This is a genomic window from Aurantivibrio infirmus (assembly GCF_054767315.1).
In genome coordinates this window covers 549,849-566,962 of sequence record NZ_BAAFSK010000002.1, presented here as the reverse complement: position 1 = coordinate 566,962, position 17,114 = coordinate 549,849, and the positions used below count along the sequence as shown (strand labels likewise).

Here is a 17,114-nt window from a genome sequence, read left to right as displayed (position 1 = left end):
GTCGTTATTTGAGTGTAGAAGCAGAAATTACTTCGCGCTAGTTAAGGTTATATTGAGCCGTTTCGATCGAGCACGGTATATAAGCTTGAAGAACACTAGGCGCTCCAAGTATCTAAAGGCATATAAAAGAAAAAAATATATGGAGCGATAGCTAGACGCTTTAGTTATATTTGCAACGCTCGAAAGAGGCTTAGGTCGAATACAGGAATAGCTCAAGTGAATAATTTCTTGGAGTAAAACGTGTGTTGCTTGGCCGTCCCAATTCTTAAAGTTATAAAGACGCCAAGCCAATCATTCCAATACCCAATAAGATGACCGTGCTCATGATCACCCGATATCTGGAAAATTTTTCTCGAATCAAAAACGCAGAGATTAACAATGCAAATAGAACACTGGTTTCTCGCAGTGTCGATACCAAACCAATCGGGCTTAAAGTAAAAGACCAAACCACTAAGCTATAAGCAATAGCAGAAATAAAAGCAACCAGAATTCCCGGCTTCCATACCTTTACCAAGGTTGTGCTCAACTGACCTCTGCGTCGAACGAATGCAATGCTGGTTACAATAAAACCGTCGAAAAAAAACGTCCATGCAGTAAATGAAAATGCATTCCCCGATACTCGCGCGCCGAGACCATCAACCAGACTGTAGCTAGTGATAAAAAGACCGACTAATAATGAAAGGCCCAACCCAATGGAGGAAATTTTTGTTCTGCCCTGTTGTACATTTTTACGCGGACTTTCCAAGGCGAAAGCTACAATACCACCAACGATTAAAAACATGCCTAATAGTTCTTGCCCGCTAACCACCTCACCAATAAATACAAAGCCTAAAAGCGCAGTAAGCAAAGGCGCGGAACCGCGAGCAATGGGATAGATCTGACTAAAATCGCCGTGTCCATAGGCTTTTACTAGCACCAACATATAACCCGCGTGGATCAAAGCAGATGCAGCCAAGTATGGCCAGCTAGCTTTTTCAGGAATAGGAAGAATAAACAACAGAGGTGTTACAAGAAGAGCAGTACTCGCAGTAATCACTGCCATGATGGCGAGCCGATCACCACTTACTTTGATAAGCGCATTCCATGTCGCATGTAACAATGCCGCGAACAAGACGACTGAAAAAGTAATCAGCGACACAGTGATCCTTAAAATCTGGGTAGCTTAATAGCCTGCACGTTGTCTTAATTTAAAAAATAGTAGAGGGAAGACCCGCACGAACAAGGTTTCACCGGTATGATGATTGTGGCAATTAAAAAAGGCCCACGCTTCTTAACACCTGGGCCTTTTTAAATTATTTAGTACGACATTATAAAATTCGCACATTGATACTTACTGCTTACGAGTACCGTTCACAGCCATTTGGCCAAAATCGGTGTCGAAATTTCCGGTGAGATTATCCCCGTCAACGGCGCCGACAAACGATAGGCTAATTTGCTGACCACCCGCATCAAGTGTCGCGGAAAATTCAATATTATTGTCTGTATATGTCACACCCTGAAATGCTGCGGGTGGCTGACCTTCTGCACCAGGGGCTTCGATCATCATGGTGCCAGAACCGTCTTCAGCAAAGGTAAGTGTGCCGGGTAACTCACCGATGGGTGAATCCAATTTAACATCCCATGCACCGAGAACTGGGTTTTGCGGCGTTGATGCGCAGGCGGCCAAAAAGACAAGTGCTGAGACGACAAAGATTTTGAGACTTATTTTCATATTATTCCCCAAGTTTCTGGTTGATAGATTGCAACTACACCTACGAAATCGTACGCGCGAACGCATGGGACTCTAGCACAACTTTACCTACGATTAAAATCGAGAATATTGTTTATTTACCCTTTCTAACGATACAAATCTACATAAAACACGGCATGGGCATGAAAGCACTCGCATCATTCTCGACATCTCGAACCAATCTTTTACTCTCTAAGCAATCAGTAATCGGCAGTCACAAAAACCGTTATTTATTTCTAGCCACCTCTTCCCTCGCCACTCTCAATCGAGTTAATAGCATCTAAAAATAATGGCTTATAATCAAAGCCCGGTATCGTTTTTGCTGACTCCTGCTCCGTTTGCAGTGCTGCACTTATCGCATCGCTCTTTAGAATCAATTTAAAGTTAGCTGCAAGTTTAGATTTCTCATCGATATACTGACCACCATAGTTAAATTTCACCAGATTCGAAGCTAGTATAATATCCGCAATCGAAAATTGATTTTCCAAGATAAATCTTCGGGCTTATTGTTAGTTATCCGAACGATAAAAAACTAAAATTAACCCACCTTCTCAACTAATTTAATCTGAAGTATTTATACTGACCTTTTTAATTTGATTTGGAAATTATGTCTGATGAAATATTTATCATTATTTTTAGCATTTGCAAGCATCCAACTTTTCGCCGCTGACGCTAACGACCCAGGAAAATCATCTACATCCAATAGCGGAGTTAACAAAGAATTTGCACTAGAGTTTGCCAACGATTGGATCGAATCGTGGAACGCGCATGACCTAGAGAAAATCCTTTCGCACTACGCTGATGGTTTCGAAATGAATTCACCCGTTATTCGCGGTCGTCTTGGAATTGCAAACGGTAAACTTATCGGAAAACCAGCAATCGGCGAATACTGGAAAGGTGCACTAGAGGCAAATCCCGATTTACACTTTGCACTTAAAAATGTTTTTACTGGCCCCCTCTCAATCACGATATTGTATGAAGGTAGTCCGGGTCGTTTGGTCACCGAAACATTTATATTTAATGACCAGCTACTCGTTGAAAATTCCTTCGCCAATTATGAATAGCAAAAAAATAAAAAAGGTTAGCAACCTTTCGATCGCTAACCTTTTTAATTCGTTATATCTTTCTACTGCTTTATTTCCAGTCACTCGCTGGCTTTTTCGGGTCTGATTTCAAAAACCGAATTAAATCTTTATTAAACTGGTCAGGAATCTCAACATGCGGCGCATGACCAATATTTGGGTACAAAAGCAAAGCTGAGTTCTGCAATTGATCGGCAACGTTTTTTGCTAAAGTGGGGAAATCCGCCACTAAACCATCTTTTTCTCCCCCCATCACTAAAGCTTTAGTTTTAATGTGTTGCCAATCATAAACGACGGGATCCTCATACAACATTTGCCCTTGCAGTCGTCGCACCATCACTAAACGCGGCCATTCGCCACTCATTGTTTGGCCATACTGACGCTTCACGTATTTCAAATGTGCTGGCGGCCAATCCCCCGGAAAATAACGGCGATGTCCCGCCAAAATACCTCGGTAGCTAGAAGGCGATAACTCTGCAACATAAGGGTCTCGCCAAGGGCGCCCCTGACGCTGATCAGTCAAACCGATTTGATTGACCATCACCACATGAGTTGTCATATCCGCGTACATCATTGCAAAACGACTTACCACCATGCCACCCATTGAATGACCGACAATGGCAACCTCTTTAATTTCTAACTCGTCCAACAAATCTTTCATGTTGGCGGCAACAAAATTAAAGTCATAAGGGATTATCGGTTTTGAGGATTTACCATAACCAATCCGATCAACCGCCAATACTCGAAACCCTTCTTCAGACAAGGCCTTGATCACCACCTCATAGGCTTCTGAATAGAAGTTCATCCCGTGTTGAATCAGCACGGTCTGACCATTGGCTTTCCCAGCCGGTGCGACGTCCATATAGGCCAACAACATATCTTGCTTAAAACGGTTTAACTTCAAGAACTTAACAGGATAAGGGTATTCGATCTCTTCAAAGTTCGCAGACACCGGGCCCCAATCCGCCGGTGGCTCAGTTGGCGGTGTCTTGGGCCAATCATCTGCCGCAAACACCGTGGTACTCGCCAAGCAGGCGAGTAAAGCGAAAGAAATCGCTCGATAATATTGCCGTGGATTAAACATAATCAATCTGCCTTTTATTGTTTTATAGCTACGTTTGAATGGATAGTTTTTACGATATATCCAGATGGGTTTCACTTGCCTACGTCCAGCGGTTTAATTCGAGTGATCACTACACAAGTCACCCACTGCACTTGGAACGGGTAAAACAGATCTTACCTAAGCTAGCGTGGTGATACCAGTCGGTCGCGATTCGCGAAGAAAGGGTGCGGATGTCTGGACGGTTTGTTTCAAACAAGCAATCCAATAAGCTCGATCGAAAACAACTTCTTGGCAACACGGTAATTTCTCATAGGGACGGCGTCCCATTTACTGTTCAATCGTCAACACCGAATGTGAAACACCAAGCTTAAAAAATTAGTAGAATAAACCAATGCCAAAATATTATGGCCATAAAAAGAGAATAAAAGATGAAAAATTTTGTCATTGCAACAATTCTGATTTTACTTCCACTCTCGGTTTACGCTAACAGCGAATTCATCTCCGTAGACTTGCCATCACTTAAAAAAGCTGCACTCGATGCCGCGCTTATAAAAAATCCGCAGATTGAGAAAAATGATTTAAATTTTAAGAGTGAAATTCTCACCTTACAGTGCCGACAAGAGAACCTCTCTACGCCGAACGAAACAATATGCGCAGGTCGTTTTTCTTTTAAAATAAAAAGCAGTTACGACAGCATAATCACCCGCTTAACAAACGATATATGTCAAGAAAAATATACGGAAAATTTTATTCATGTTGATATAAATTCAGTGGGTTTGATAAGTGCTGGACCACCGCTACAAGTAAGCGGGACGAAAACCTCGAAGTGTAAAAATTAAAAACGACTTCTTTCCTAAAGTACTTTTTCTTCTAAATTGCTTGGTTGAATAATAATATTCCTCTCTGAATCATCTCGGCATTAATGATTAAAAACCGCCGTCGGACGGTTGTTTAGTCAATTAAATTAATCATTGACGTATAGGCAGAAAACCCGCTGTGTAGATGAGCACTGTAAGGAAAGGTAAAACAAACAACTTTTCGCCGTAATATCTTTCCAATCCCTGAACAACTAAATGATTAGTCGAGCAAACATATTTAGCTACAAGGGTCTTTACAAAAAATTATCACTTCTGAGGTAAATGATTTTGAGTTCAAGCCTTAAAGAATTGTCAATTATCTTCATATTCTTTAAAGCGAAGTGATTAGACTTGCTTGAGGAAAACAGATTGTTTATTCTTCGTCCGCCCTATCCTTGGCTACTATCATATTCACTATTTCCGCTTGGTTTTACCTCGGTAGCCGGACGGCACAGCCGACTCGGCTTTAGGCATTGTGGTCAACTATTCGACATAACAATCCACGCTACGATTTAACAGGCGGCAGCTCGCTAACCAAGCTGTTAACTCATAAATAGGTGCACAGGGTCCAAAAGACATGACTTCGGAGAATTCAAAATGATAACAACAAAACGATTGATACCCTCAATTATCGCCAGTGCCTGCGTCCTTTTAACTGCACCAGCGGTTTGGAGCCAATCCGGCACCGATGTCAGCAAAGGGGATTGGCCCGATTATAACGGCAACATGGCTGCTCAGAGCTATTCACCTCTGGACCAAATCAATGCTGATAATGTCGAGTCCTTAAAGCTCGCATGGCGTTTCTCGACAGCAAAATTTGGCCCCTCCCCAGAATACAACAACACCTCAACACCATTAGAAGTCGATGGTGTGATCTATGCGACTATGGGCTCAACTCGCAACGTGGTCGCTCTTGACGCCACTAACGGTCAAGTATTGTGGATGTGGCGCCCACGCGACGGCGAAAGATTCAGTACCGCACCACGCAAAGGCGCTGGTCGCGGCGTCGCTTTCTGGGCAAAGGGCGACCAACAGCGTGTTATGACCATCACTCCCGGATTCTTCTTGGCCTCTCTCGATGCTGAAACCGGCCTTCCCGACCCTAAATTCGGTGACAATGGCAAAGTCGATCTATTTAAAGGTCTACGCAACGCCAATGCTGATGGCTACGATGACATCGATATCGGCTCCTCGATGCCTCCTTTCGTGATGAACGACGTCGTGGTTGTTGGACCCGCACATAAAGTGGGAATGCGTCCTCGCTCAAAGACTAATGTTGTCGGTGATGTACGAGGCTACGATGCCCGCACCGGCAAGCTACTTTGGACTTTCCATACTATTCCCAAAAAAGGTGAGTTTGGTTTCGATACTTGGCTAGATGATGGTGTGAATTTCACAGGCAATGCCGGGGTTTGGGCACCAATGTCTGGTGACCCTGAGCTTGGCTTGGTTTATCTACCCGTCGAATCAGCGACTGGTGACCGTTATGGCGGTGATCGACCAGGAAGCAATCTGTTTGCGAATGCGGTTGTTGCTGTAGATATTAAGACCGGCAAACGTAAATGGCATTACCAATTAATACACCACGACATTTGGGACTGGGATAACCCTGCAGCCCCCGTACTCGCAGATTTACCCAATGGCCGTAAAATCGTTATGCAGGTCACCAAGCAAAATTGGGTTTACACCTTTGATCGTGAAACCGGCGAACCCATTTGGCCAATTGAAGAAAAACCCGTTCCTGCCGGTGATGTACCCGGTGAATGGTATTCACCAACACAACCATATCCGTCGAAGCCCGCTCCATTTGATCGTCAGGGCTTCACTAAGGATGACTTGATTGATTTCACGCCAGAGCTCTATGCCGAAGCCGAAAAAGCCATCGAAAAATTCCGCTTAAGCCCTAATCTATTCACACCCCCATCGTTGAAAGAATCACCTGACGGCACGGTTGGTGTTCTGAGCCTTCCTTCTGCAACGGGTGGAGCAAATTGGGAGGGTTCGGCTCTCGACCCCGACACCGGGATTCTCTATATTCCTTCGCGAACAGCGTTATCCGTTCTAGCCGTTGGTAAAGACGAGAAATCCGATATCGATTACAGCGCCGCATTTGGTGCACGAGTTCCGCGAGTTCAGGGTTTGGAAGTCGTCAAACCGCCCTATGGACGTATTACCGCAATTGATATGAATAGTGGTGACCACGTTTGGCAAGTCGCCAATGCTGACACCCCTGAAGGGATCACCAACCATAAAGCGCTTAAAGGTGTTGATATTCCTCGTACGGGTGTCCCTACTCGTTCCGGTATCGTCCTTACTAAAACCTTATTATTTGTTGGCGAAGGGGCTGGTGGCGGCACTAAGTTGTACGCACACGATAAGAAGACCGGTGAAATTGTCGCAAGAATTGAATTACCAGCGACCCAAACCGGTGTACCAATGACTTATGAACATGATGGCAAGCAATACATCGCAATGTTTGTCAGCGGCGGAGGCAAACCTACCGAGTTAGTGGCTTACGCCCTCCCCTAAACCCTTTAATAATTACTAACAGGCGCTTCGACAAAACGTATTGTTTAGTAGAAGCGCCCAGCAACAAGATTAAATTTTTATCAGGAGTATCAAACATCATGCGAACCTCGTTTTATCGAAACATCTCTGCGGCTATGGCCACACTTTTGCTATTTGTGGGCGTGCAGGCACAAGCGGCTACTTGGGCACTCGACCCCGGCGAATCTCAAGTCTTCTTCAAATATTCTTATAAGGGCACGCCTTATCAAGGCGAATTCAAAAATGTCGAGGCGACTTTTAAGATTGACCCGATGAGCCCAAGCGCTTGCGATTTTTCGGTAACCATTCCTATCGCCGATATCAGCCTTGACTCTGATGAAGCGAAAGATTACTTGCTTGATATCGAATTGTTCGATGTCGATCAATTTCCAACGGCCACCTTTAAAGCCACCAAGTGCCGTTTAGAATCAGGCAGCGCTTTCGTAGCTGATGGCTCGTTAACGATTCGCAATAAAACCAACCCCATCAGCTTTCCTTTTAATCTCGACATCGAAGTTGTCGATGGTCAGGTGCGATTTCATTTAACCAGTGAAGTGACTATCCAACGTTTAGCTTTTGATGTGGGTCAGGGTTATTGGGCCAACACCGCTGAGATACCCAACGACGTTGTCGTCTCAGTCGATGTCTACGCTGGCCAACAGTGATTACAAGTTTATTATTAATAGGTTAATTCAATGTTTACAAAATCATTAAAAAAAATCCAACAGTTATCAGTGATCCTGATCTGTTCCGTGTTGTTAATATCATGTGATCGTATCTTAGCACCGGGTTTTGAAACAGAAATGCAGGAAATTAGTGGGGGCAAATTCGCACTCGATAAAGATCATGCGACTTTGTTGTTTAAAATAAATCATTTGGGCTTTTCGACCTACATTGGTCGATTTAACGATTTCGAAGCGTCACTGGATTTTGATCCCGAAAATGTAGCGAACTCCAGTCTCGAAGTTATTATCGACGCGGCATCCATTGACGTTGATAACCCAGAGTTTGCCGAAGACCTTCGCGGCAAAGATTGGTTTAATGTAGAACAGTTTCCACAGATAGTATTCCGAACCACATCTTTGCTAGAAACTACTAGTGAAAGCTCGTTCGTTTTCCAAGGCGATTTAACCCTGTTAGAGACAACTGCTCCAGTAACGCTCAATGTGAATTTCCATGGTGGCGGCCGCAATTTCTTAACACGGAAATACACTCTCGGTTTTTCTGGAAGTGCTAATTTCAAGCGTTCAGATTTCGGTTTGGATAATATGGTTTCTTTCGGTGTAGGTGATGACATCGAATTAGAGATTCATGTGGAGTTTCAAGACACAGAATAGACAAACGTGAATACGGATTAAGTATTTCTTTTTAACTAAAGAGGGAGCTATTAAGCTCCCTCTTTTTTTACCTGTCGTTTATTGCTTCCCCGACTGGAATCTTGTCACAGTTTTGCCCGTAGCCAAGGTCAACAAAGCTAGTTACTATTATCCCTATTTTTATTTTCAAGATTATAAACATAATGAACAAACCAACTCTGCTTATCGTTAATAATTTCGACCCGCCAACTATCAAAATATTGGACGCTGCTTACACCACGCATAAACTATGGGTAACGCGTGACAAAGCTGAACGAGAAGAATTGTTGAGCTCGATCGCCCCACATTGCACTGCTCTCGCAAGTGGAAATTTCGCCAACGCAAAACTGATAAACAGCTTGCCAAATTTAAAGATGATCGCCAACTTCAGCGTCGGTACCGATGGTATTGACTTAGCGCTTGCAAAAGAAAAACATATAAAAGTTAGCAACACACCAGACGTATTGAACGATGAAGTGGCGGATCTAGGTATTGCATTAATGCTTGCGGCGCAACGTCAACTTGTCACTTCCGATAAATTTGTTCGTGATGGCCTTTGGTTAAAACAGCGCATGCCCTTCGGTCGCAGCCTTAAAGGCAAGATACTTGGCATTGTCGGCATGGGCCGAATTGGTGAAGAAGTCGCTAAACGAGCGCTTGCTTTCAAAATGAATATTGCGTATCACAATCGACATCAAAAAGACGTCCCCTATCAATATTTCGAGAACCTCCTTGAGCTTGCCAAGTACAGTGATGTATTACTCAACGTTCTACCGAGCACTGTCGAAACGAAAAAACTGATCGATCAAGAAATTTTGCGCGCGCTGGGTAGCGACGGAACGTTTATTAATATTGGTCGCGGCGACACTGTCGATCAAGATGCTTTGATTGAAGCCCTACAAACAAATGAAATCGCCGCGGCGGGATTAGATGTCTATATAAACGAACCGAAAGTACCTGCGGAATTAATAGCTTTACCTAATGTTGTCCTTACACCCCACATAGGCAGTGCGACACTAGAAACTCGAGCGGCGATGGGTAAACTGGTAATCGATAATTTGGATGCGTATTTTAAGCAAAGACCGTTATTGACCCCTGTTATATAAAGATCAAAAAAAATGCTGTTCTCATTTAAAATTACAGATGAGAACAACATTTTTTAATGGGTGTCTTTTATTAACTATTTAGCCGACAACTTCTCTCCTTCCTCACGCCCCGTCTCATGATAAGTCAAATAGCCAATAAACATTTCTTCCCAGGTTTGTTGTCCACCATAGGCGATTGCCGAGGGATCAAAATTTCCCACCTGATTTTCGGAATTGTCAAAAGCACCGCTAATTAAAACACGAGAACCCGCCGGTAACACTTTAGGCTCAGTTAAACGATCGGAATTGAAATGACAAAGAACGCTTAGTTATTGTTTTCATAGTGAAAATTCCTCTTGACGGGATTGGTCACCGATCTTTGTTAACGACCAACGATAGTGCAGTTGACCTAGGAATTCAATGCAATTATTGTTCTTCACCAGATGCCGGCACCTTAGGTGACACGCTCTTCACAAACAGTCATGACAATTCGCGAGACAATAAAATGAAACGAATACGCGTAATACTCTCTTTATTCGCCATCCCTTTCTCAATGATGAGTGCAGCACAAGCGGTGCTGACAGATTGCCAAAGCAACGATGATTTTATCTGCGCGATGTCGAACCCCGAAGACTTGCTTTCAATTCCAGGGTCATCTTATGTAATGATTTCAAACATGGAAAACGCCGGTCATCTCTATGTAACAAATACTGACGACCTTAGCAGCCAGCTCTCTTTTCCCAGCGACACTGCCAAACAAGTTCACGACAAAGAAAAATTTCCCAGCTGCCCCGGTCCTTTAACTTCAAATTTCCGGCCTCATGGTTTAGCTTTGCGCGAAGGTGAGAACGGGATTCATACCCTTTATGTGGTGGGTCATGGAGATCGCGAAGCGATTGAAGTTTTTCAACTCAATGTAAATGCGGCGCCGAAATTAACTTGGCAAGGTTGTGTCATCGCTCCTGAGAAAGTTAGCCTAAATTCGGTCGCGCCATTGCCAAACGGCGCCTTCGCCGCAACAAATTTTAATTTGGCAGGTGGAGAGGTCTGGGAATGGCAGCCGACTTCCGGCTGGGCCAAAGTTCCAGGTAGCGACATGTTAGGGCCCAACGGTTTAATCACTTCAAAAGATGGAGAATGGTTTTACATCGGGGCTTGGAATGATGAAGCGCTAGTACGATTGTCACGAGGCAAACAACCGCCGGAAAAACAAATGGTGAAAGTCGACTTCCATATCGATAACGTGCGCTGGGGAATGAACGAGACAATATTGGTTGCCGGACAAAAAGGCGTTCGAGAGAACGTCGGCGCATGCCTTCGACAAGGCCTTTGCGATAAAGCTTCAACGGGGGTTGCCCTTATCGACGAACAAACATTAAGTGTCGTAGCGAGTAAAGAATTACCAGTAGGTGATAAATTAAAACTGGGAACCGTTGCTATTAAAGTGAATGGCGACATCTGGGTGGGCGGCATCGGTGGTAGTACTCATATTGGGCGTTTTACTTTTAACCAAGACTAGGTGTATTGCAGGAATATATTTTGGGCCCACAAATAATCAGCATTAAATAACTTCATCTGCGAGAGATATGCATGTTTAAGAATTTTTTTGGAAAAAATAATCACTTGGCAAAACGTTGTCAGGAATATTTGAGCAATGGCCCACCCGCTCATATGACTGATTACGTACCCGAGTCGATCACGGAGATCATCATAGCCCACGGCGCTCAAAAGAAAACCCTAGACCCAGAGTTAAGAGAGATCGCCGGCATCATCCTAATTGAATCAGAAGACTTAAATCAAATAGCTGATTCTGATATACGACGATATATGATTTCCGGTGCAGAGCTCGTCGAAGAAGTACTTGGTGCTCAATAATTTGAGCCAAAATATAACTAGAATTGGTCATTTTGCGAATTACCAAATCAGCTACGTAATGAAATAGATCTTAATTCACAGAGTTGTGTTCAAACCGTTTTTCAAGTTTAAAGGGATTCCGCACCCTTCTCGCCACGACCATTTAGCATTGTGATTCATCCGCCCAGCTCATGACGTCTGCAAGACTTCAGGAATTACTCATAATATTGACTACTGAAATGCTAAGAGGCTAATAGTTACGCTGAGGGCAAAGCGACTATTCGAAATCAGTTTCTAGCATCACATAATAACTCTCTCTATTTTTGGGTGACCTATGACAGACTCAACAACAAAAACTACTATCATCGTCGACTCGGCTTGCAGTCTGCCAACCTCGATTTGCAATAAGTATAACGTTTCATTCGTACCACTCACTTACACCGTCAACGGTGAAACTCATCGCGACCCTTGTAGCCCTAAAAAGAATGTTGAGTTATTTCAGTCCGACACACTGACCAGCAAAAACGATGTAATAACGACACCTCCGTCTCCAGAAGATTTTGAAAGCGTCATTAATAAAAAAATTGGCGAAGGCTATAATCGAATTATTGTTCAAACTGTTAACCGCACCCAAGGCGACACATACAACAACGCCAACTTAGCCGTTTCTAAAATCAGCAAATCGCTTCCAGATAAAAGCACTACCGTTCGTGTGATGGATAGCCGAACTGTATTCGCGGGCCAAGGTTTAATGGCAATCGAAACAATTCGGCGTTTGTTAAAAGATAAAAATCACGACGAAGTTCGTCGCAAAATGGATTCATTATCCGAAAAAATTCACACTTACATTATTCCTAGAGATATTGTTGTCGCCCGTGCACGCGCCGCTTCTCGAAACGAAAACAATATCAGCTGGATGCAAGCTAAAGTTGCCAGCACTCTGGGCATATGCCCAGTGGTCTGCAACTCCAATGATTCATCTTACGTACCCAAAAAAATTCGCGGCTTTAACAACGCCGCAAAAGAATTATTTGAACACGCTTGCTCAAGAATACTGGAAGGCCTACACAGCCCAATTATTACGCTAAACTATGTCGGCTCTCTCGACGACCTGAAAGCCTTACCGGGTTACGATGAACTAAGCGACTTAGCTGCCGAGAAAAAAATCACTCTGGTGCCTTCCGTGGCAAGTATTGCCGGTGGTGTTTACTCTAGCGTCGGTTCGGTCTCACTATCACTAGCGACTGATCCCCACGAGTGGACTTAAATGTTAAAACGAAAGAGATAATAAGATGTCACAAAAAGAACCCGGGCTGGAACAAGACGTACTAACGGCACTAAAAGAAACCTGGGAAAAGTACCCCGAGCTGAGATTATCTCAGCTCATTATCAACGCGATATCGCCAACTAAACCAGAGCATATGTTTTATCTTGAAGACAGCAAACTATTAGCGTTATTAAACGATTTTAAGAATCGGCACTGAATAATGGAATAGTAACCACCTTTCTAGGACCCCTGATCGATAACTAGTAAGATCGAACTACTAATCCCTCCCATTATTAAGCCCAATCACTATTTTCCCCTCACTTGATTCACCACAAAAAACTTTGTCAAATATTGTCAAAGCGCCTTCTCTCATCCGTCCAATTCCAATTAAGAAAAAGGCTTTGCGTAGCTTTTTCTTAACTCCACGGTTTTATGCCTTTAATACAAAAATTTAAAACCTGCGGAATTTCATCGCGAACTTAATATTAAAAATCCAATTACGGAGTTAAGACTATGAGGAATGGAACAAGAAGAAATAATTTAGTGTTTCCTACATTGATCGCCAGTTTGGTGTTCGTCACCGCGTGCAGGGATGATGGGGGAATCCCCGGAGGTTCAGGGGGTGGTTCTGGTAGCAATACTCCACCAACGGCTGATGCCGGTGCAGATCAATCAGTAAATGAAACAACAACGGTTAATCTGACAGGAGTAGGATCTGACCAAGAAGGTGCAGTCACCTACCAATGGGTACAGAATAGCGGGCCCAGCGTCACAATTAACAATAGCACCAGTGCAGCCGCTTCATTCACTGCGCCTGATGTAAACGCAGATTCACTCATTACCTTACGCTTAACGGTTTTTGATACCGATGGCGCGAGTGCGAGCGATACTGTCGACATTACGGTACTCGACCAATCTCCTCCGCCTAACACCCCACCAACAGTAAACGCGGGTGCCGATCAGTCGGTGATTGAAATGAGCAATGTGACCTTAAGCGGAAGCGGCACAGATGCCGAAAGCACGGTGAGCTACCAGTGGTCCCAAACGACCGGACCCACTGTTATCATCAGCAATCCAACGTCGGCTTCTGCTTCTTTTACTGCCCCGAATGTCAGTGCCGATACGACCTTAACTTTTCAACTTTCGGTAACAGATGCTGGCGGATTAGTTGCAACTGACTCCCTCGATATCACAGTCAGCGATCAAGTAACGACTCCCGGTACTAGTTTTACTCACCGCGTAAAAACCATGCGTTATGACTATGACAATAATGGCATCTTTGAAGGCGTCGCTGTTCATGACTACAATCCCGACGGCACCTTGAATTCGATTACTTACACCTATACCGACGATGGCGTGGCGGACACTGATTTTATTAGTTTTAAACTCGGGCCCTTTATCGAAATCACGGAGAGTGAAACTCAATCTTTCTCATATGATGCCAATAATTTATTAGAATTTTGGGATATTAATTCAACGAACAAATCCTCTAGAGTTACCTACACCTGGAATGGGGAAAGCGCTTTTAATTCTGTATTGCTTGAAACATTCAACATGGGTAATCAGGAAAGCGCCCTGGAATTTATAGGATCTTATAGCGGGGGCTTACTTGATACGGCATCGGGCACGGTTAATTTCCCCGTGATGCCAAATCCCCTTACTCAAGAAATTGAATTAAATTATGACGCTCAAGGTGTTTTGCAAAGTGATCTATGGACTGTTGCGCAAGGCGGAACCATTGCAACCCAACTGCAACGTGATTTCACTTGGGATGCGAACGGCGCAATCGACCTTACCGTGAGTACCGACCCACGTCCTGGTGCAACGTATCAAGATTCCAGAGATTACGAGTATGTAAATAATCAAATAGCGAGAGTTGAATCGATACTACCCTCGAATCATTATTTCTGGCATGAAAATTTTGACACCAACAATTTATTCGTCAATAGACAAATAGATCTTAATGTTGACGGCAGTATAGAAGGCCAGATTGATATTGAATGGGAAGCTGGACCCTGCCAAGAAGTTGTGTTTTGGTTGCCGAGGACAACACCGGATACACGTAAGAGAACCGCAAACCCATCACCGTTAATTAGTCTTGGTGACGGTCATGGTGTGTTCCTTACTTGTGGTACGGCGACGCCTTAAATATAGGGAGGGGGAAATTAAGGGATCAAGAGAAAGTAAAATTATGTTACACACTTTCCTTGATCCCTTAGCCATTTGTATTTTTAAGTTTAGCGATCAATTGTCGCGTTCTAGTATGACCAATTTATATAACGCTGCTTATATTTGTATAAAGATCCGCTAACGTTGTTGCTGGATTCAAGCAACGAAGCGAACACAATTGCAATAACGCCAACGACAACCAAGGCTACCCAATACCCGAAATCGAAAAACTGTAGCCCATGTATAAACAAATCGACGATACCAACAAAGGACAATACAACACCGCCTATAAACAGAGAGCGCTGTTTTAGATAATGGCTCGCAATAATTCCCGCCAAACCGACAGACAAACCAACTAAGGCATTGCCTAAACCACCAAATACCATCAAATTTAACAGCACACCGGCAACTAAAATAATCACTGCAATAATCCTGTATAGCTCAGCAATTGTTTTTGCACGGTGCGCAACTTCATAAGTCATGCCAGCGGCAATCGCACTTCCTATTAACAGTGCAATAGATTCCGGCGCTCCAGAATTCAACGAAGCGAAACCTCCACTAACACCAGTCGCTATGGCAACGAGTACCGATGTAAGCTCTAAACCTATGCTCCACGTCGATAGGCCGTTGATAAACTGTGAGCAATGTCGGAGTGCGATAAACAGCATGGCTAATATCCCGGTATAAACAAATAAATCTGGAGAGTACAACCATAAGTTTCTGCCCAGCAAGATTCCTACCGGTAAAAATTGCAACAACACTGAAATCATTCCTTCAAATGTTTTTGACTCAGTGCGTTGACGAGCTGTTTTGGATGAAACAAATAATGTATAAACACCCAAACCAGACGCCATCAGCAATACCCAGAATGGATCACGAACTGGCAGCAGTAGAGCCAAGTTACCCATCACAAACAAAGTACTCAATGATTTGCTCATCCCGCGCGCGAGTGCTCTAAAACCAATAAAAATAACCGGGATTAGAACCACAAGCGCTGCGATACTTAATTGCAATGCCGCTGACAAATCACCAACCGACCAAGCAACAAAACTCGGATAATCCAGCGGATTGGCGTCGCTCATTCCTGAAAAAATAAATGCACCAAGAATGGCGAAATTTACTGGCACCGAAACTAATGAGAGCATTAACAATAATCGAGGACTTTTTCCTTCACGAAAAAAATACCCACTTGTTAAGGCAATAATTGTTAGTAGCCCGGTATGAGCCAACAACATCATATAGCGAAATAGATCCCCGCTACCCTCCCAGCCTCTAAATAAAAAGGTGTAGAGAGAAAACAATACTGCCGCAGCGCCAAACCCTCGTAACAGACCGGGCATCTTCGCCAACCAACCTTGGCTCTTCGTTAGCATTTCGCTTTCTTTTTCACAATCAATTTGGTTTTTGATGTTCATTGATCACCTCCTTGAATTTTATTTTCCTTAAGTAACTCCGCTAATTCACTGCGCAATTGCAGCTCATTTTCTTCACTGAGATATTCCTGCTCCAACTCATCGACATCAATAGCTGGATCGACCAACGTTTCACCCTGAGAAATTTTAATTTCCCAGCGATCAAAACTATTTTCGACTTCACCCAAGATTAGATTGCCCTGCTGATCAATTAGCTGCATCGCCTCTGCGGTGGATTGACGCGCTCGCAACATTTCATGCTTTTGAATCATCGCATTGAGATCCTCTTCGCATTGCGTAATATTTTCACTCATTCGACGAATACTCTGTTGGTACTCATCCCGCATTTGATTCAACTTCACAAGCTGGCTGCGATTGTCTTGACGCCGCTGTAGACATGCTAAAGCTTGAGCTTCGTTTCTTGATGCTTCTTTTACGGCGCGTTGAGTCCACCGTCGTTCGTTGATAGACAGCTGGGCAATTTGTTCACGTAACGCTTGCTCGCTGTTTTTAAGACGGCGGGATTGCACCTTAGCCGCAGAGATTTTTTTCTTTTGCTCCACGATGGCCGCTTGAATTAAAGCGTCGTGATTTTCGATCTCCCCCACTAAAAGGTCGATCTTGGCGTAGAGACTTGAAAAGGTTCTTTTTAATAATGTCATGGGGATTTCCTCCTTGTTAAGACGAGGAGGAG

18 protein-coding genes are annotated in these 17,114 nt (G+C 43.7%); 11 read left to right on the top strand and 7 right to left on the bottom strand.

Annotated elements, in window-relative coordinates; genetic code table 11:
• Positions 1-271 precede the first annotated feature (271 nt).
• From ACYUCY_RS06245 to ACYUCY_RS06235, 3 genes are all read right to left on the bottom strand, one after another.
• Complete coding sequence (locus ACYUCY_RS06245; RefSeq protein WP_460225596.1) at positions 272-1,138, bottom strand: EamA family transporter; 867 nt, start codon at positions 1,136-1,138, stop codon at positions 272-274.
• A gap of 192 nt (positions 1,139-1,330) precedes the next feature.
• On the bottom strand, positions 1,331-1,711 hold the full coding sequence (locus ACYUCY_RS06240) for a hypothetical protein (RefSeq protein ID WP_460225595.1): 381 nt from the start codon (positions 1,709-1,711) through the stop codon (positions 1,331-1,333).
• Positions 1,712-1,965: 254 nt separating this feature from the next.
• Positions 1,966-2,217 carry a hypothetical protein gene (locus ACYUCY_RS06235; protein ID WP_460225594.1) on the bottom strand — a complete coding sequence of 84 codons (252 nt, stop codon included), beginning with the start codon at positions 2,215-2,217 and terminating at the stop codon, positions 1,966-1,968.
• Positions 2,218-2,343: 126 nt separating this feature from the next.
• Between ACYUCY_RS06235 and ACYUCY_RS06230 the strand changes: the two genes are divergently transcribed.
• The gene (locus tag ACYUCY_RS06230) at positions 2,344-2,793 is read left to right on the top strand and encodes a nuclear transport factor 2 family protein (protein ID WP_460225593.1); all 450 of its coding nucleotides are present in this window, start codon (positions 2,344-2,346) and stop codon (positions 2,791-2,793) included.
• Between the two features lie 70 nt (positions 2,794-2,863).
• Here ACYUCY_RS06230 and ACYUCY_RS06225 read toward each other — a convergent pair whose 3' ends face one another.
• Complete coding sequence (locus ACYUCY_RS06225; protein WP_460225592.1) at positions 2,864-3,895, bottom strand: alpha/beta fold hydrolase; 1,032 nt, start codon at positions 3,893-3,895, stop codon at positions 2,864-2,866.
• A gap of 407 nt (positions 3,896-4,302) precedes the next feature.
• On the opposite strand from ACYUCY_RS06225, the gene ACYUCY_RS06220 reads away from it, so the two are divergent.
• The 5 genes from ACYUCY_RS06220 (at position 4,303) to ACYUCY_RS06200 (ending at position 9,739) form a co-directional block, all read left to right on the top strand.
• Complete coding sequence (locus tag ACYUCY_RS06220) at positions 4,303-4,713, top strand: hypothetical protein (RefSeq protein WP_460225591.1); 411 nt, start codon at positions 4,303-4,305, stop codon at positions 4,711-4,713.
• A gap of 615 nt (positions 4,714-5,328) precedes the next feature.
• Positions 5,329-7,260 (top strand): outer membrane protein assembly factor BamB family protein, encoded by a 1,932-nt coding sequence (locus ACYUCY_RS06215; protein WP_460225590.1) that lies wholly within the window; start codon positions 5,329-5,331, stop codon positions 7,258-7,260.
• Positions 7,261-7,358: 98 nt separating this feature from the next.
• A complete protein-coding gene (locus ACYUCY_RS06210) occupies positions 7,359-7,943 on the top strand; it encodes a YceI family protein (protein WP_460225589.1) in 585 nt (194 codons plus the stop codon).
• Positions 7,944-7,973: 30 nt separating this feature from the next.
• The gene (locus tag ACYUCY_RS06205) at positions 7,974-8,615 is read left to right on the top strand and encodes a YceI family protein (RefSeq protein ID WP_460225588.1); all 642 of its coding nucleotides are present in this window, start codon (positions 7,974-7,976) and stop codon (positions 8,613-8,615) included.
• A 182-nt stretch (positions 8,616-8,797) separates the two neighbouring features.
• Positions 8,798-9,739, top strand: coding sequence for a 2-hydroxyacid dehydrogenase (locus ACYUCY_RS06200; protein ID WP_460225587.1), 942 nt, complete (start codon positions 8,798-8,800; stop codon positions 9,737-9,739).
• A gap of 74 nt (positions 9,740-9,813) precedes the next feature.
• On the opposite strand, the gene ACYUCY_RS06195 is transcribed toward ACYUCY_RS06200, so the two are convergent.
• Positions 9,814-9,999 (bottom strand): hypothetical protein, encoded by a 186-nt coding sequence (locus tag ACYUCY_RS06195; protein ID WP_460225586.1) that lies wholly within the window; start codon positions 9,997-9,999, stop codon positions 9,814-9,816.
• Between the two features lie 62 nt (positions 10,000-10,061).
• Here ACYUCY_RS06195 and ACYUCY_RS06190 point away from each other — a divergent pair, with 62 nt between their 5' ends.
• From ACYUCY_RS06190 to ACYUCY_RS06170, 5 genes are all read left to right on the top strand, one after another.
• Positions 10,062-11,237, top strand: a complete 1,176-nt coding sequence (locus tag ACYUCY_RS06190) for a hypothetical protein (protein ID WP_460225585.1) — start codon at positions 10,062-10,064, stop codon at positions 11,235-11,237.
• A 71-nt stretch (positions 11,238-11,308) separates the two neighbouring features.
• A complete protein-coding gene (locus ACYUCY_RS06185; RefSeq protein ID WP_460225584.1) occupies positions 11,309-11,593 on the top strand; it encodes a hypothetical protein in 285 nt (94 codons plus the stop codon).
• Positions 11,594-11,906: 313 nt separating this feature from the next.
• Positions 11,907-12,839: a DegV family protein gene (locus ACYUCY_RS06180; protein WP_460225583.1), complete on the top strand. Its 933-nt coding sequence runs from the start codon at positions 11,907-11,909 to the stop codon at positions 12,837-12,839.
• 25 nt (positions 12,840-12,864) lie between these two features.
• A complete protein-coding gene (locus ACYUCY_RS06175; protein ID WP_460225582.1) occupies positions 12,865-13,056 on the top strand; it encodes a hypothetical protein in 192 nt (63 codons plus the stop codon).
• Positions 13,057-13,352: 296 nt separating this feature from the next.
• Positions 13,353-14,987 carry a PKD domain-containing protein gene (locus ACYUCY_RS06170; RefSeq protein ID WP_460225581.1) on the top strand — a complete coding sequence of 545 codons (1,635 nt, stop codon included), beginning with the start codon at positions 13,353-13,355 and terminating at the stop codon, positions 14,985-14,987.
• A 110-nt stretch (positions 14,988-15,097) separates the two neighbouring features.
• Here the strand turns inward: ACYUCY_RS06170 and ACYUCY_RS06165 are convergent, their stop codons facing one another.
• Together ACYUCY_RS06165 and ACYUCY_RS06160 are read right to left on the bottom strand one after the other, a co-directional pair.
• Positions 15,098-16,423, bottom strand: coding sequence for a hypothetical protein (locus ACYUCY_RS06165; protein WP_460225580.1), 1,326 nt, complete (start codon positions 16,421-16,423; stop codon positions 15,098-15,100).
• On the bottom strand, positions 16,420-17,082 hold the full coding sequence (locus ACYUCY_RS06160) for a PspA/IM30 family protein (RefSeq protein WP_460225579.1): 663 nt from the start codon (positions 17,080-17,082) through the stop codon (positions 16,420-16,422). Before ACYUCY_RS06160 ends, ACYUCY_RS06165 begins: the two co-directional genes overlap by 4 nt.
• Positions 17,083-17,114: the final 32 nt, after the last annotated feature.

Bases quoted from the DNA above. Each gene is read 5' to 3' on its own strand.
- ACYUCY_RS06240 (WP_460225595.1), bottom strand. From the start codon at position 1,711: ATGAAAATAAGTCTCAAAATCTTTGTCGTCTCAGCACTTGTCTTTTTG.
- ACYUCY_RS06230 (WP_460225593.1), top strand. From the start codon at position 2,344: ATGAAATATTTATCATTATTTTTAGCATTTGCAAGCATCCAACTTTTC.
- ACYUCY_RS06225 (WP_460225592.1), bottom strand. From the start codon at position 3,895: ATGTTTAATCCACGGCAATATTATCGAGCGATTTCTTTCGCTTTACTC.
- ACYUCY_RS06220 (WP_460225591.1), top strand. From the start codon at position 4,303: ATGAAAAATTTTGTCATTGCAACAATTCTGATTTTACTTCCACTCTCG.
- ACYUCY_RS06215 (WP_460225590.1), top strand. From the start codon at position 5,329: ATGATAACAACAAAACGATTGATACCCTCAATTATCGCCAGTGCCTGC.
- ACYUCY_RS06210 (WP_460225589.1), top strand. From the start codon at position 7,359: ATGCGAACCTCGTTTTATCGAAACATCTCTGCGGCTATGGCCACACTT.
- ACYUCY_RS06205 (WP_460225588.1), top strand. From the start codon at position 7,974: ATGTTTACAAAATCATTAAAAAAAATCCAACAGTTATCAGTGATCCTG.
- ACYUCY_RS06200 (WP_460225587.1), top strand. From the start codon at position 8,798: ATGAACAAACCAACTCTGCTTATCGTTAATAATTTCGACCCGCCAACT.
- ACYUCY_RS06185 (WP_460225584.1), top strand. From the start codon at position 11,309: ATGTTTAAGAATTTTTTTGGAAAAAATAATCACTTGGCAAAACGTTGT.
- ACYUCY_RS06180 (WP_460225583.1), top strand. From the start codon at position 11,907: ATGACAGACTCAACAACAAAAACTACTATCATCGTCGACTCGGCTTGC.
- ACYUCY_RS06175 (WP_460225582.1), top strand. From the start codon at position 12,865: ATGTCACAAAAAGAACCCGGGCTGGAACAAGACGTACTAACGGCACTA.
- ACYUCY_RS06170 (WP_460225581.1), top strand. From the start codon at position 13,353: ATGAGGAATGGAACAAGAAGAAATAATTTAGTGTTTCCTACATTGATC.
- ACYUCY_RS06165 (WP_460225580.1), bottom strand. From the start codon at position 16,423: ATGAACATCAAAAACCAAATTGATTGTGAAAAAGAAAGCGAAATGCTA.
- ACYUCY_RS06160 (WP_460225579.1), bottom strand. From the start codon at position 17,082: ATGACATTATTAAAAAGAACCTTTTCAAGTCTCTACGCCAAGATCGAC.